The organism is Blautia coccoides (assembly GCF_034355335.1).
In the GTDB taxonomy this organism is placed as follows: domain Bacteria; phylum Bacillota; class Clostridia; order Lachnospirales; family Lachnospiraceae; genus Blautia; species Blautia producta.
This window is the reverse complement of sequence record NZ_CP136422.1, coordinates 1,253,618-1,269,800: the sequence shown is the minus strand read 5'-3', so window position 1 is coordinate 1,269,800 and position 16,183 is coordinate 1,253,618. Positions and strand designations below refer to the sequence as shown.

At 42.2% G+C, this 16,183-nt stretch carries 12 protein-coding genes and 2 pseudogenes; 2 read left to right on the top strand and 12 right to left on the bottom strand.

The genetic code is table 11. From position 1 onward, the window contains the following. Positions 1-43: 43 nt before the first annotated feature. From BLCOC_RS05480 to BLCOC_RS27490, 9 genes and pseudogenes are all read right to left on the bottom strand, one after another. Positions 44-358, bottom strand: coding sequence for a hypothetical protein (locus tag BLCOC_RS05480; RefSeq protein ID WP_115624656.1), 315 nt, complete (start codon positions 356-358; stop codon positions 44-46). Beyond that, positions 330-3,398 carry a VaFE repeat-containing surface-anchored protein gene (locus BLCOC_RS05475; RefSeq protein ID WP_115624655.1) on the bottom strand — a complete coding sequence of 1,023 codons (3,069 nt, stop codon included), beginning with the start codon at positions 3,396-3,398 and terminating at the stop codon, positions 330-332. The genes BLCOC_RS05480 and BLCOC_RS05475 overlap by 29 nt, the downstream gene beginning before the upstream one ends. Before the next feature lie 266 nt (positions 3,399-3,664). Next, positions 3,665-4,576 (bottom strand): ParB/RepB/Spo0J family partition protein, encoded by a 912-nt coding sequence (locus BLCOC_RS05470; protein ID WP_330412253.1) that lies wholly within the window; start codon positions 4,574-4,576, stop codon positions 3,665-3,667. Further along, on the bottom strand, positions 4,554-5,381 hold the full coding sequence (locus BLCOC_RS05465) for a ParA family protein (RefSeq protein ID WP_115624652.1): 828 nt from the start codon (positions 5,379-5,381) through the stop codon (positions 4,554-4,556). The genes BLCOC_RS05470 and BLCOC_RS05465 overlap by 23 nt, the downstream gene beginning before the upstream one ends. A gap of 132 nt (positions 5,382-5,513) precedes the next feature. Then, positions 5,514-6,767, bottom strand: a complete 1,254-nt coding sequence (locus BLCOC_RS05460; protein ID WP_131918281.1) for a hypothetical protein — start codon at positions 6,765-6,767, stop codon at positions 5,514-5,516. A 44-nt stretch (positions 6,768-6,811) separates the two neighbouring features. Beyond that, a complete protein-coding gene (locus tag BLCOC_RS05455) occupies positions 6,812-7,264 on the bottom strand; it encodes a DUF6650 family protein (protein ID WP_115624650.1) in 453 nt (150 codons plus the stop codon). Positions 7,265-7,484: 220 nt separating this feature from the next. Further along, positions 7,485-7,754 (bottom strand): annotated as a pseudogene (locus BLCOC_RS05450) (DEAD/DEAH box helicase family protein); the annotation flags it as partial. A gap of 17 nt (positions 7,755-7,771) precedes the next feature. Further along, on the bottom strand, positions 7,772-8,008 hold the full coding sequence (locus BLCOC_RS27495; protein ID WP_242999039.1) for a PDDEXK nuclease domain-containing protein: 237 nt from the start codon (positions 8,006-8,008) through the stop codon (positions 7,772-7,774). Then, positions 7,924-8,300 (bottom strand): annotated as a pseudogene (locus BLCOC_RS27490) (DUF1016 N-terminal domain-containing protein). The gene BLCOC_RS27495 and the pseudogene BLCOC_RS27490 overlap by 85 nt, the downstream one beginning before the upstream one ends. A gap of 670 nt (positions 8,301-8,970) precedes the next feature. Between BLCOC_RS27490 and BLCOC_RS05435 the strand changes: the two are divergent. After that, positions 8,971-10,398, top strand: a complete 1,428-nt coding sequence (locus tag BLCOC_RS05435) for a glycosyltransferase (RefSeq protein ID WP_115625548.1) — start codon at positions 8,971-8,973, stop codon at positions 10,396-10,398. Positions 10,399-10,511: 113 nt separating this feature from the next. Next, positions 10,512-10,979 (top strand): helix-turn-helix domain-containing protein, encoded by a 468-nt coding sequence (locus tag BLCOC_RS05430; protein ID WP_115624649.1) that lies wholly within the window; start codon positions 10,512-10,514, stop codon positions 10,977-10,979. 70 nt (positions 10,980-11,049) lie between these two features. On the opposite strand, the gene BLCOC_RS05425 is transcribed toward BLCOC_RS05430, so the two are convergent. The 3 genes from BLCOC_RS05425 to BLCOC_RS05415 all read right to left on the bottom strand — a co-directional run bounded on the left by BLCOC_RS05425 (position 11,050) and on the right by BLCOC_RS05415 (position 15,981). After that, entirely contained in the window at positions 11,050-11,301 is a 252-nt protein-coding gene (locus BLCOC_RS05425; protein ID WP_115624648.1) for a hypothetical protein, read from the bottom strand. A gap of 73 nt (positions 11,302-11,374) precedes the next feature. Then, positions 11,375-13,207, bottom strand: coding sequence for a DUF975 family protein (locus BLCOC_RS05420; RefSeq protein WP_115624647.1), 1,833 nt, complete (start codon positions 13,205-13,207; stop codon positions 11,375-11,377). Positions 13,208-13,350: 143 nt separating this feature from the next. Beyond that, on the bottom strand, positions 13,351-15,981 hold the full coding sequence (locus tag BLCOC_RS05415) for a hybrid sensor histidine kinase/response regulator (protein ID WP_115624646.1): 2,631 nt from the start codon (positions 15,979-15,981) through the stop codon (positions 13,351-13,353). Positions 15,982-16,183 lie beyond the last annotated feature (202 nt).

Below are 16,183 nucleotides of genomic sequence, written 5' to 3'. Positions count from 1 at the left end.
TTCCACATATGATTTCAATTGTGATAATGTCATTTCCAAATATTTAGGTTGTTCCACCATAATCTGCTCCTTTCGTTTCTTCCTTTACTTCTTTTTTCCCTGACAAATAGCTTATCACTTTGTTTGCCTTAATGCTTTTCTGCAGCTCACTGATAATGCACAGATCTGCTACATTCACTCCCGGCAAAGCAAGCATTTCATCCATCGCCATATTGACAATCTCCTTTTCCGCTCCGTATCCGGCATCAAATAAACGCTGTAATACTTTTATTGCTTTCTGATTTTTTCCCATTTCATCATCAAAGGGCAGCTTATCGCCGCCCTCTGTTTTACTCCTCCTCTTCTTTCTTTTCTTCAATTCCTAATCTCTTAACCTGTTTCTTTTTATTCCAGATACGAACTCCTGTGATTCCGGCTGCTGATAATACCAGAATGGCTATCCATAAAATTGCATTTGCAGTGTCTCCTGTTTTCGGAGGGTTACTGGTTTTTGTAGTAGTACCCGGTGTCTCTGGGGTTGGTGTTTCCGGTACTTCTTTGATGGTTACAGTCTGACCTTCATCGTTGATTTCCTTATGCTCTGTTACCTTTTTCGGTTCTTCCGGATTTGTTATATCATACAGTTCTTCAAAGGTTACAAGCTGTTTTCTTCCAAGAGTGCTGCCATCGAAAGTAAACTCAATCTGCACTTCCATGTTTTCCTTGTCCGCTGTAAATTCATAATCATTGGTAACTTCTTTGCCATCAATGATCAGCTTTGCATTTTCTGCCTTAACCATCTGCCAACCAGACAGCTTATAGTTTGTACCAATTTCCAGTCCTTCTAAAGTAACCGTATCCACGATCGTCAGATCTTTTCCGGCTTCCATCTCTTTCTTACCGTTCTTATCCGTTGCTGTGGTATGAATCGAAATCTTTCGCTCTGTAATCAGGACTGTCTGACCTTCATCGTCAATGTCCTTATGCTCTGCAACTTTTTTAGGTTCTTCCGGATTCTTCAGGTCATATAATTCTTCAAATGTAACCAGATTCTGTCCGCCAAGTTCTGATGTATCAAACGTATAAGAAACTTCTACTTTCATTTTCTCGCTGTCAGCAACAAAAGTGTAATCACTCTCCACACGCTTTCCATCAATGAGCAGTACTGCATTTTCCTCTTTCAGCATCTGCCAGCCTTTTAACTGATACTTTCTGCCTTCTTCCAGACCGTCCAGAGTAACTGTATCCACAATTGTTATTTTCTTTCCTGCAACAATTACCTTCTCACCTGTTACTTTATCTGCTGCGGTTGTATGAATGGTAATCTCTTTTTTATACTCATCGGTCAGCGTTCCAAGATCGATGGTTACTTTATTTCTGCTGACAACAACTTCAAATGCCGGAATCAGCTTCATACCTTTGTTGGATTCACAAGCTAACTCCTCAATCTCATAAGTGTCATAAAGTAATGCACCTTTGCTATCGTCCGGCTCAGAAATTCCGAACCAGATACCGTCCTCACTGGATGTTCCGGCATTTGTATTTTTCTTATGAGACGCCCAATCGGAAGCAGTTGAAAACTGACCGTTTTTATCTGTTACTACGATATGGCTCTCTCCGGTTGTTTTGCTCGTAATCTTAAAAGGAACATTGGCAAGTCTCTTATGTGTGCCTGCTCCAATCTTTACTCCCTCCAAATCTCCACGTTTAATCTGGTTGTAAATGGAATGGCTTTCGCCTGTTAAATCCACTATTTTTCTATTTTCCGTAATCGAAAATTCAATCGCTTTTGCCCCGTCAGTCAGATAACCTTCCGGTGCTTTGGTTTCTTCCAGTTTGTATTTACCATATGGAAGTAAATCTGCCGATGTTGTTGCTACTCCATCAATTCCTGTCTGAATTGTCTTAACTGTCTCATTTTTCTTGTACAGTTTTCCTTCTACCAGAACCGGATTCTCGTTCAGAGAAATAATTGCAAATGCTACATCTTTTAATGTAGCACTTCCCTGTGCCTTAGTGTCTTTTGTCTCCATATCACGTTTCTGAATCTTCACACCACCTCGGATTACCTGATCAGATACGGAATACTGGTTGCTTCCGGAAAGAACTGCAAGTTCTCCGTCCTCTGTGATCTGTGTCAGATACATTCCTTTGATCTGCTCTGTACTGTCCCCTGCCTGCATATAAGCTCCGTCCAGTAAATATCCGTCTGGTGCTTTGGTTTCTTCAACAGTCAGTGTTCCAAGTGGCAATACGCTTTTTTCATTCTGGGTGTAAAATGTATCTCCTGATACTTTGTAAGCATCTGCCAGTTTTGTCACATAATGAATATTTCCATTACTGTCTTTTTCAGCTACCGTCTTTGTAACCCAGGTACGTGTTGCTCTCTCTGGTAAGTTATCTTTTGTATAAAGTCCGTCATAATAATGCCAGGTAAACTCCGCTCCTGCCAGTGCTGCATTTCCCTGTGCAGTTGCTTTTCCTGTCTCCATATCAATCTTGAACAGGTCTACCAATGTCTCTGTCACTTTCGGAACATCGGAAACATTTAATGTAGCTGTTTTTCCAGCTTCAACTTTCAGACTGTGTACTGTCGTATCCAGCTTATATCCCTTCGGTGCAGAAAGTTCTTTGATGTAAACAGTCCCTGCAGTCACTTCAACTTCATTTGTCTCACCATTTTCATTTGTTGTAAGTGTTCCAATCTGATTACTGCAATTCTGGTCTGAGAATATGCCAAAAGTTGCTCCCGCAATGGAATACATTGCATTTGCTTTTGTGATACTTTCATTTGCTGTGATCTTTTTTACCTTCGCATTTCCGACATTCAGTTCTGCCCAAAACTGTCCGAGATCCTGTCCCTCTCCAGTATAGATATATCCGCCACATTTATAACGACCTTTGTTTGCCTGTACAAATGCTCTCGCTCCTGTATACACTTCATTCTGAATATCCTGCGAAATCTCAGAATATGCAGCTCTGACATTATCACACTGCCATCCTAACTGTTCACTAAGTCTCTGCCATACCACGCACTGTTCCAACAGATATCCCTGATTTCCATTCAGGTTACTATGACTGCCTCTATACTGCTTTACATACTCCAGTGACAATGCCACATCTTCGATCTGTGCAGTACTCATGCTATCACTTGCATCATGTCTGGTTTTATATCCATTCTTGAATCCAGTGTTAATATCTACACAATAGGCGGTTTCGCCCTCTACTCGCATGTGACCTTCATTGAATGTCGAATGAATGGTTCCATCATTCATCACATGTTCAATATATCCGACTCTCTCTGAGGATTCCGTCCAATACTGTGTTTCCGCTGCCTGAACCGATGTGATCGGTAATGCAGTTAAAATCGTGGTCAGGGCAAGAATCCCTGTACACACTCGTTTCCATATCTTCTTCATTTTTTACAATTCCTTTCTTTTCAATCCAAAAAAGACGTCCGTCTGGAACGCCTGATGTTGCTTTATGCTGTTTGCTCCCTGCTGCCATGCAGGATGTGGGAATTTCTGACCTGCCGAAAGAAAAGAGATTCCCGGCTCCTTATTGTCTTTTCGGCTGGTAATCTGCTGGTAAACCAAAGGGGTAGGGTGTGGGGAGGGGAAAACAGGAAAACGCTGATTTTTCATTGACCACCAACGGATAGACTTCTCCCTTGGTGTCAAAATGCCTATCGTTCCCTGCTTTTTTCCCGTTTCCGGTATAATTCCAGTGCTTTGATAATGGTTTCCTCCATTTTCTGCTGTGAAGTTCCCGATGGAAAATATTTTTTCAGTCGATTCTTTGGAATTTTCCATTGCTCTACCTGGTTCGGCTTTTCCTCTGCCATAATCGACAGTAAAACATCTTCATTTAACCTTCCTTCTGCTGAAAATTTGCGGATTTTAATTGCCTGTGCATGACTTGGGGTACAAGCCTCCGACTCCATGGTGTCGTACAATATCTCCTGTTCCTCCTTCGTCAAATAGGACAGCTCCACCGCCGGACGCATAGAAATCTTTTTGTCATCGACCATTTCAAGGATTTCCGGGATAAGTTCCGTAAGGCGGATATAGCGACGGATTTGGTCTTGGCTTTCTCCAACTTGTTCACCTAATATTTCTCTTGAAGTTTTACCTTTAAACTTCTGTGCCAGTGGCACAGAAGTCAAATCTCTCCTCTGTCCCTGTCTCTTCATAGCATCTAGCTTCATTTTATAAGCAAATGCCTTTTCGGATGGTAAGATTTCTTCTCGCTGAAGATTGCTGTCAACCATGACAATGACTGCTTGGTCATCACTAAGATTTCTTACAATGCATGGCATTGTCTCTTTTCCAGCCAGTTCACTTGCCATTTTTCTACGGTGTCCAGAAAGCATTTCATACCCGCCTGTTGGCTTTTCCCTGACAAGTGCTGGGACTAATACGCCATGGTCACGCACGCTTTCGATAGTTTCCAACATCTTATCATCCATTTTTACCTTAAACGGATGATTCGGGAAATCTGTAATTTCATAAATAGAAATATCTTTTACATACTCCTGATCCTTATGGTCTCTTTCTTCCTGCGTTGTAAAAAGGTCATCTGCTGAAGGAAGATTCATGTTTATTTCTCTGTTTTTCGCCACAATGAATCACCTCCCTCGTAAATTCTGCATACGCCTTTGCAACAGTTCCATTTTTGTCATACTCATAAATGCTCTGTCCTGCTGCACTGCTTTCTGCCGCTGTGATAGCCACTGGAATAACCGTTTTGAAAATTCTGATATGCTTTCCATAATTTTCTCTAAGGCTATCCTCTGTTGTCCTTGCAAGTTTTGTTCTCATATCTGCAAGTGTCAGCAATACTCCATCAATCTTCAGATTAGGATTTAACTGTCTCTGCACCTTACCGATTGTTTTCATTAGCTGTGTCATACCCTTTAATGGAAGATAATGAGCCTGCACTGGAACAATTACACTGTCTGCGGCAGCTAATGCATTGATAGTCAACATTCCCAAACTAGGCATACAATCAATCAGAATATAATCATAATCCTTTTTCAAATCTGACAGATACAGCTTTAAAGTCTGCTCTCTGCTCATGGCATTTACCAGTGAAATTTCCATGCCCGATAATTCAATGTTGGTCGGAATAATATCTACTCCTTCTTCATGGTGCAAAATGCCTTCATTATACACAAATGGTTCATCTTGTAATATCTTCTTCATCTGCGTTTCCAATGTAACCGGAAGACTGTCCGCATTCGTCCACCCCAATGCAGTTGTTAAATCTCCCTGTGGATCAGCATCGACCAATAATACTTTTCGCCCCTGATGTGCAAGACCAATTCCAAGATTTAATGTTGTTGTGGTCTTGGCTGTTCCTCCCTTCTGATTTGCAAGGGCAATTACTTTACACTTGGTCATATGATTTCCTCCTTCCTCGAAAAATTTAATAGCCAATCCGTTTTACGGGACTGGCTATGTATAAAAATGGGTATGAAAAAGCCGACTGATTCTTGGTGAACCAATCGGCTATGTATTATATTGCAAGATTTTTTAATAGTAGTCTGCATATTCAGCTGCCATATCAGCTAAACACTGATTATGATCATCCATCATCATATCAACACACTGCAAAAACTCAGATATTTCTTTAAAAAATTCACCAACATTTCTTGCATCAACATATTTATTCTTTACAAAATGATATCTTCCATATTTATTTACTGGATACCTAAACACACTTGAGGAGGAATCTAACGCATTTATTTGTAATATATATCGTTCTGCATATGTGATAACAGATTTATCTCCCTCTCCTTGGGAATGGCGAATTAAGTCTTCATTTATCATATTCCACAATTTTTCAAATGAGTGCTTACTCTTCGATAACTTTTTACATCTTTCCTGAAATCCAAAAGCACACTCTTCAAACCATATTTGTTTTAATTCTAATTCCAATGCATTTCTGTATAGATAGCACATTGGGAAAAAATACGTTTCTTTTAACTTTGAATCACCAATTATTAAATCTCCCAAATATTCTGCTGATTCAGAGTATCCCTTTACCATAGGTCCATAAAATGCTTTACTATAATCATATCCTATTACGCTTTGGCAATAATACTCCCCGCCTTCTTCTAAAAAAACTGTATTATATTTTTTATACTCTTCATATCTTTTCTTTTTATTCTCATAATATGAACACAATATGTCAAATACTATTTCCATCTTATTTGCGAACGCAATTAAATTGATGTGTTTTTGTCCCTCAAAAAACTTCTTTATTGTGTACTGCTTGTCTCCCCATACTTCATCTTTCCTTATTTCAATTTTAAAAGGATAACGAAAAGCATCTGAATCTTTATCAATAGGATTCATATCTTCAAAAAGAGCTTTCATCCATAAATATGCATCTTCATCAGTGTTTATTTCATCTCTTATGAAAGGTTCAATATACTCTAAAATTTTAATAAGATTATGAAAAGTTTCTTTAATAAATATTTCTCCCGAATCTTCAATATATTTAAAAGCAATAGCTTTCAATTTCAATTCTAAACTGTGTCTATATAAATATGCCACTGGGAAAAAATAACAATCTAATTCACCAATTCTCTGTCTTTCCAATATATATTCCGTAATCACATGTGCTGCTTTAAAAAAAACGTCTCCAAACTTTGAAAAGTTCTCGCTTACATTCCCCGAACATTTTAAATTGAATTTGTATAAACTTTCTTTGCCATAATCCATAATATTCGCATCTTGTCTAGGCCACATCATATCTTGCATCGCTTTACCTTCATCTTTCACAAATTGTATTTACCAATTATTTCATTTTCTACATCTTCGTTTATTTAATATTCTTCTGGAATTTCTTTCAAAAATTCTATATCATATTCTTCTGTAAGCAATTTTATATTATACCTAAAATTTTTACGAAATTTCTTCATTGCAGCAGAATAACGCATATCACACCAATCCTTTTGTGAATTTTTATATATAATTCCACTTGCATCAATTTTCTGCATATCATCTAAAAATTCGTTACATGTATCAATCATTGCTTTGATAATTTTTACAGTAATCCGATCATACTCATATTTAGAAAGTATTTCTACCAGTTTATTTTTTATTTCTATAGCTGATTTTTCACTCCACTCTTTGATCTCCATTTCCATTGGATTGGTTAAAATTCTCTTTGATTCCAAATAATAAAACATCTCTTGTATACCCTTTTTCTTAGACTCAGTATATTCCCAAGATATCCCACCTACCGGAATTGATACCCCATTTATTTTTATTCCCATTTACTTCTCACACCTCCCGATCTATCTTACCAACTTTTCACCCCCTATACATCAATTTTTTGCATTCTATAACCGAAAAAGCAGGAAATGAAAAGTCACAAAACCTCTTCATCCACCCGCTTTTCACCTATACTCTCACCACTACCACTTCCACAACATCTGGATGTTCAACCACCCACATACCACAAAATACCACCTGTTTTGTGACTTTCTCATGCTAGGAGACAAAATACTCTACTGCATTGTTCGGGAAGAATTCCTTGAACTCTCCATATAGCTGCGCCGCCAGAGTCTTATTATGCGCAATGATCAACGTTGGTTTATTCAATTGTTGTATAACGTTTGCCATCGTAAACGTCTTACCCGAACCGGTAACACCAAGCAAAGTCTCGCATTGGTTGCCTTCCTTGAAGCCTTTTACTAAGGCTTGGATAGCCTGGGGCTGGTCGCCGGTTGGGGAGTATTCTGATACTAAATTAAAATGGTCCATATGTTCTCCTTGTGAATCTATCTATGATTTTTATCATCTTCAATATTGTTCTTTACTAATCGTTCCAGTTCTCTTCTATTCGGTAAATACAATTCATATTTTGAAACAAACAAATTACTGTCCATTCCGTAGGTAGCATATTCTACAAGTAGTTCATCTTTATTTTTACTCAAAATAATCCCGATTGGAGCATTACTGCAAGCCGCATAAATAACGCTGACTCCATTTGACGTTGAAGTTCTCGCACACTCCACTTTTCATTTACAGTTTGTTTCTCGTAAAAGTTTCTCTCCAAACTATCATCAAGTTTAATCAGTTCGCATATATGAGACCAAGTTAATTTGTCAGACACTGTCTGACAATTTGGATATTTTAAATAAATTTTTTCATGTTGTTTAAATTATGTCGGCTATATCCTTTTCCTAATCTCAATGTTAATTCTTTCGATGATGTTGTCAGCAGTCCTTTTCCGCATTTCGCTTTAATATTCCCCTCTTGTTCACATTCAACTATATATTTACCTATCAACCAATAGGTTTCTGTCATAGTGCTCCTTTATACAACAAAATTTTTAATACAAAGCAGAAACATAAAACTGGGTGGCCAGAGTTCTTTATGGACTATGATTTTAGTAAAATCTTTGTGTTCAGGTATTCCCGAATGTGTCTGAAAATCCATTGGGACAAATTGTGACGCAAAGCTGGCCGAAATATATTAATATAGTATAACACAAACCGGGACATATTAAAACTTTCACATGGCTGTCAACCGGTAATATTCTTTCTAAAAATAACTACAGCGCCCAAGAACGTATGTTCTATTTTATTCTATCAGAAATACCTTTTAAATGCAACCGGATAATGAGTAAAAAGGACCAAATTGGTAACAGTTCAGCCTTCCACTGTCCCGCGAGACGCTGCCTTGTATTTGAAAGGCAATCCCAAGGCGGCCACGCGCCAGACTGTGGTTTTTGCAGTCTGTATACATATTTTTGCTGCTATGAAGCCTATAAGCTGAATAGCAACCTAAATTGAAGAGAATCCGCCAAATTATCTATATCTTTCACAATAAACATGATATACTTTAAAAACAAAAAATAAACAGATACTATTCATAAAGTATGCTGATAATCCAAATCACCCCCATATGGAAATCTAAGCAGCCTGATACAACATTTCTCACAAAGGACAAAATAAAAAAGCAGAGGGAGATTACTATGTCAAAGGAAAATACAATATGTTTAATGAACGATTCTTTTCCTCCACTGATCGATGGAGTTGCCAACGCGGTGACCAATTATGCAGCTTTTTACCAGAAAAACTTCGGACGTGCCTATGTAGCGGTTCCATACCATCCTGATGCTGAGGATGAGAAGTTTCCATTCCCGGTCATCCGTTACCGGAGCTTTGATACAACAGAGCTGTTGAATTACCGGGCAGGCTATCCGTTCTCTGTCAGCGCAATGAAGGACTTAAAAGAGGTAAACTGTGATCTGATCCACAGCCACTGTCCATTTATGTCCACTGTTTTGGCACGTATCCTGCGCAGACATGTTGACGTTCCGCTTGTATTTACTTACCACACAAAATTTGATATAGACATTGCCAAAACGATCAAGTCCGGCATCCTGCAGAAGCAGGCAGTAAGCCTGATCGTAGATAATATCAATGCCTGTGATGAAGTGTGGACAGTCAGTGAAGGGGCCGGAGAAAACCTTCGTTCCCTTGGATATAAAGGTGATTACATTGTAATGCAGAATGGCGTTGATATTCCAAAAGGCCGTGTATCACAGGAGGATATACAAAAAGCAGCCAAAGGAGCGGATCTGCCGGAGGGTGTACCTGTTTATCTCTTTGTTGGAAGAATGATGTGGTACAAAGGCCTAAAAATTGTATTTGACGGACTGCGCAGATTAAAAGAAGATCACAAACCATTTCGTCTGGTCCTGATCGGAAAAGGAAAAGACAAAGAAGAAATGGAAAAGTATACGGAAGAAGCAGGGATCAGGGACCAATGCATCTTTACAGGGGCAATCTATGACAGGGATGTTCTTCGTGCCTGGTACTGCAGGGCAGATCTGTTTCTGTTTTCTTCCAGCTATGATACAAATGGCCTTGTGGTTCGTGAGGCGGCAGCCTGCGGACTGGCAAGTGCACTTATAAAAGACAGTTGTGCGGCAGAGGGGATCATGGATGGTGTGAATGGATTCCTATGTGAAGAGAATGCTGAAGGCATGTATTCTCTGCTAAAGCGTACACAGGAGCATCCGGAAGTGATGGCACAGGTAGGACAGCATGCCATGAACACGCTTTACCTATCCTGGGAGGACAGCGTAGCAAGGGCGGCACAGCGCTATGAGATAGTCAAAGAGAAATATGCCCGTAAAGAATATGTCAGCCAGAAGCGCTTCTCCGACGAGGTGATTACTGTTACAGGAAACGCCATGAATGGAATTGAGACGCTGCGGAATTTACAGCAGTCGTCCCTGGAAAGTATAGAGAACCTGAAAAGCTTTTCAAACATTCCAAAAGAGGGGATAGAGACACTGAAGAATCTTCAGAAATCATCCATGGAGAAACTTGCGGCAATGAACGAGTGGCAGAAAACATATCTGGAAAAGCTTGCAGAAAATCTTAGGAAATAGTATTAAAATGTACCGTTCCCTGCCAATTCCCCTCAAATTCTACCCACAGGGGATGTATAAATTGCTCCAAGAATGGTATTCTGTGTTTATGAAATACAGAGGAGGCCGACAAAATGGATCAATTGGAAATCGGAATGTTTATTGCAAAGAAGAGAAAGGAAAAGAATTTCACCCAGGCACATCTTGCTGAGAAGCTGGGTATTTCCAATAAGAGCATTTCAAAATGGGAAACAGGAAAATGTATGCCTGACTATGGCATCATCCAGTCTTTATGTAAGGAACTGGATATCACAATATCTGAATTGATGGACGGCGAGGAAACAGAACCTGACAGTATACGTGTTTATGACGATGACCAGATTTTAGACTTGATCAAAAGAATACAAAATCTGGAAAACCAGAAAGTATCTCTGTACGGTATTATTCTCATGACCATGGGAATCGCTCTATTTGCAGTCCACTTCTCTATCGGCGGAAGTGATGTCAGAGATTTCTTTTCGGGAATCCTAATGGGTCTCTCCATCGGAGAAATGCTCATTGGTATTTTCGTGACAGCAATGGGCTTTTCCAGGCAAAAATAAAAATATCATTTCTCTTATCAGTGCTCCATTTGTTCAGAACATACACTTCTGACCGAATGGAGCACAAAAATCATATTGTCTTTGTTCCATATCCTGTGGGATTTTCCTCCCCTGCATATCTCCGGTCCAGTTCTCTTCTGATTTCAGGATATTCCTCATCAAGCTTGTAAAACCGCAGAACAAACGCCAGCACCCCGCACACAGCCAGGGGAATCAAAATAAATCCGAACACCATGAACGGATTCCGGCCAGACATCTGTGCAGCAGTCCCAGCCGGACTTCCCAGATTTGCCGCAAAGACTGTCAGGCTCTGCCTTACCACACCTGCAAAACCAGCCCCTGCTGCTATGGCTTGGACAGCCCCCTGTCAAATAGACAAAGGGCTGTCCGAATTTTCATGTCCGGACTTCTTGTTCTTCTATCCACGCTCCTGTATAGTCTGTGATTCCCTTCCCGGTATTGGGATGCAGACTGGAATAAACCTGATCAGTCCCAAATACCGCCAGTAGAGAAATACACACAGGAATCAGTATCTTATACGGTATTTTCCTGATCAGATCGTCCAGAAGAGGGGCTGCCACATAGACAATAGCCATGCCTCCCAGGCCAAACACCAACAGCCCTTCCGCGCAGATCCTTCCATTCAGATTCAGGAAATAGCCGCTGTAGTCCCACCACTTCTTTCCGTTATGGGTAATTTCCAGGAACCAGGAGGTAAAGTATTCCACACAGCCGCACAACACTATGGTCAGAAGGAATTCCACAACGGGCTTTCCCCTGAATTTGTTCAGGACCGCCAGGATCATCACGCCTCCTGTCCCGTAAATGGGCAGCCAGGGACCATGCAGTACACCCCGGTTTACGAACACACCGTCTGTGATAAGATGCAGGCTCACCTCCCATATCCATCCCATAAAGGAAAATGCAAAAAATAGCATGATAAGCGACCACACAGAATAACGGCGTATGTAACGAAGAGTCTCCGCCTTCTGTCGCTTCCTGGTCTCCTGAATGGGAAACAGCCTTCCCGGATATGCCTTCCCCTGCACTGCATCCCGGATCACCTGGTATTTGAGCTGCCCCTCCTGGTATTCCTCATAGATCCGCTCATCCCGCCTGTTGATCACTGTGATTCCAAACACATTGGCAAGCAGCCCCGCAAAACCGGTCAATCGCTCCGGTTCCTCCTTTTCTTCCCCCAGAAGTGTGGCAAGTGTATCCCCATATACCTCGAAGATCACATCGTCATCGGCCTTCTCAAATAAATATCTGTCATTCAGATATTCGTACCCTTCTATTTTCTTTTCTATTGCCAGATTTCTCAGATGGGCATAATATTCACTGAACGCCGCCACCTTGTAGGGATTGGAATAAAAAATCGCGGTCAGCCCCAGGGTAAGGCTGCCAAGCATATCCCATCCCCAATAAGTAAGCTCAAAGACAAAGCATTCCCACTTATGTCCGTGCATGATCTTTCTGGAAAGGGTAATGGCTCTCCTCGGAGAAATATCAGGATTTTCTGCCGCTATGTAAGGTACCAGAAAATAGGAGTACCGCTTGATGATCCCGCCTGCCACCGTCAATGCCCATAACATCTGATACAGGGCTGTCATAGCCATAGTCAGGGACACCTTTATCCATCTCTTTACCCTGATGAGAAAAGTAAAGCGCTGGATAGACAATTTCTCATACACACGGCCTTCCAGAAAAATCCTCCGTGAAACTACCGTATACATGTTAAACAGAAACACCCAGGCCGCCAGACTCATCAATAAACTAAGCAGGATAAAGATAAAAACCGTTGCCCCGGCAGACCCCACCATAGAATTCACTGCCGCGATCAGAGTGGCCAAAATGGAGCCGGAGGAGATATCATTCACAAATCCCGCCAGCACTCCCCTGCTCCTGCCCAGGACTGCATTGCCTTTCCCTTCTTTTGTATCCTCCACTTCCTGTTCTTTCAATTCATTTGATAATTCCCTGCTCTCCTTCTCGTTTCCCTGGAGTGCTTCCAATACCACATCCGAAAGATTGGGCTGACCTCCCACAATACCGTTTACAGTGGTGTTATGGGTCTGTTTCTCTCTGGATTCAATCCTGATTCCATTGAGGGAACCGGAAAATTCACTTCCCAACATGGCCGCCACTGCACAGACTATCACAAATATCAGATAATGCTTCCGCAGAGACTGTCTTGCTTTCTGCTTCATCTCTTTTCTTGTCAACACATACTCATCCTCCGCCTTCTGTCTCTGTTCTGCCGCCAGATTTTAAAAATTATATATTTCACCCGGCAGATCAGTTTTATTTTATCACTGGTTTTATCTGCCTGCAACCCGGTGCATAAAAGAATGTGCGGTTTGTATCCGGTTCAATCCCCTCTGCCAATCCACTCTGAGAGAGTTTTGCAGAGCTGTACAATATCCAGTGGTTTGCTGACATGGGCATTCATCCCGGAGGCCAGCGCAGCGGAGACATCATCGCTGAACGCATTGGCTGTAGTGGCAATGATGGGGATGCTCATGGCCATGGGATGACCGGAGGCGCGGATCTTCTTGGCGGCTTCGTACCCATCCATGACCGGCATCTGTATATCCATCAGGACAGCGTCATAATCACCGGGCTTTGAGTCTAAAAATGTATCCAGTGCCTGCTGCCCATCCTCCACACAGTCTACCTCAGCTCCGTTCATACGCAGCAGCGTTGCCGCCACCTCCTGATTGAGCGCATTATCCTCTGCCATCAGCAGCCGAAAGCCGTCCAAAGGCCGGCCGGAAGCTTCCCGCTCTCCGGAGGATGCAGTATGCCGGCCTCTGTGTTCCAGTATCTCCTTGATGGCAGAATAGACAGAGGAACGGTAAAGCGGCTTTGGCAGAAATCCATTGACCCCTGCCTCCCGTGCCTCTTTTTCCACCTCCGCAATGTCATAAGCCGAGATCATGACAATAGGAACATCATTTCCCACCTCACGACGGATGCGGCGTGTCACCTCAATACCGTCCATGCCCGGCATTTTCCAGTCAATAAGACACAGATCCATGTCCTGACCTTCTCGATGCATCTCCTTCACCCGTTTTACAGCCTCGGCACCTGACAGACACCACTCAGAGCTGATCTTTATTTTTTCTAAGAGAACAGCAGTCTGTTCACAAACCTGTTGTTCATCATCCACGATCAATGCCCGCAGCCCCTGCTGTTCAAAATCAGGCTTCAAAACGCCGTCCTCCTGCCCTATTCTGAACGGCAGATCCACAATACAAGTAGTTCCCGCTCCCGGCTCACTCTCTATCTGGATCTGACCGCCCATCAGCGTAACCAGATTTCTGGTGATAGACATGCCAAGTCCTGTACCGCCAAAGCGTTTTGCAATGGAAGCGTCAGCCTGCTCAAAAGGCTGGTATATACGCTGGACAGCCTCCTTTGACATACCGATCCCCGTGTCAGAGAGAATGAAGCGCAGTATGTAAGTGGTATTTTTTTTGCCATGCAGAGAAACCTCCAGACGGATCCTGCCGCCAGGCGGGGTAAACTTCACTGCATTGGAACTGAGATTTAACAGTATCTGGTTGAGTCTCAGTGAATCACCGATAAATATGGTATTGCCTCCAAATCCCTCCATAGTTTCATCAAAAGCAATCCCTTTTTCCTTTGCCTGTGCATAAACAGTGGCTGCAAACCCGCTGACGATCTCGAAAATGTCAAAAGGCTCATTCTGCAGTATCATTTTACTGCTCTCAATCTTAGACATATCCAGCACGTCATTGATGAGCATCAGCAGATGTTTGGATGAAAAAGTGATTTTAGATAGACATTCTTCCACTCTGGCAGGCTCCCGGACAGAAGCCGCCGCTATGGTGGTCATGCCGATAATGGCGTTCAGGGGTGTACGGATCTCATGGCTCATTCTGGATAAAAACTCGCTTTTTGCCAGATTCGCCCGCTCTGCCGTCAACATTGCCTCCTGCAGGACCTGGCGTGATCGGACTTCTTCCGTACGGTCGGAAAATACTGTGATGAGCTGCGGGGTTTTCAAATCATCCACCCGGTAGACACGGATCAGCATCCAGTATTTTTCTTTATTTGATTTTGTATACTCCACCAGTCTTTCATATGGGGTATCGGACTTAAGAGAGCTGACGCCCTCCCGGACCGCCTGTGCGTCCACCTCATTGAGACCCTGGTAGAAGCTTTCCGGGCTTGCCATGGGGATTCCAAGCACCCGTTCCAGATTCAATCCGCGGTAGCTGATATCCCCTGTGTTGGCATCCCGGATAATGAATGCATCGTCAATGCTCCGTGACAGATCATCAAAAAGTCTACTGCGGTAAACCAGTTCTTTCCTCTGGCGCTGAAGAACATACTGGGAGATCAGCAGCACCCCTACCATCAAAATCATGAGCACAATAGAACCGATCAGATTAATGAGCCGTAGCCGTTCGGCTGTGATCCCATACCCCACCTTTTTTTCCTGGGCAGTCAATATAATGCTTTCCGTCTGGCGAAGAGCAGTGTCATAGACAGGCTGCAGATGCTCCTGGGCATAAGCCTCTATCTTTTCCTCTGTGATATCCGGCTGTCGGCAAAATTCCAGATATTTTGTCTGCTCTGTGTGCAGAAGCTCCAGAATACTTTTGAGTATCTGTACATCCTCCCTGCTGCCCAGATACAATTCCTCCAGCCGGGCAACCGGTTTCTCCAGAGAATGAGACAGTTCCTCCAGCTTATTTTGGGCAAATTCTATATCGTCACTGCTATAATGGCGTTCCAGCCGTCCTGTCCGCAGACTCATCTCTGACACATAAAGCTTCACATCTCCGGCAGAGATCACCACCTCAAAAGGATGGTTTGATATGATTTCCGTCTGCGCCGCCAGACTGGCAGAATTCCTGACGTTCATGACCAAATAAAAGAGCATCAGAAGAATGAGTACCACCGTGCTGATAATACTTATCTGCTGACTCCGTCCTATGGGAATCATCCTCTTTTTTAAAGTTCTTTGCATCTCCCTTAACTCCTTGCCTTTCCGGCTCTGTACGGCTCCTCCCCGGATGCCTGCTGCCAATCATTTCTATTTTTTTCTGATTGTTCCCATACCAATTTATTATTAAGTATAGCAAAGACAAATAGAGAAAGCAACTGCCGGTCAAAACTATATCTGTCTGTTTCTTAATTATTTATAAATATGTATAAAAAGAAGACCGACT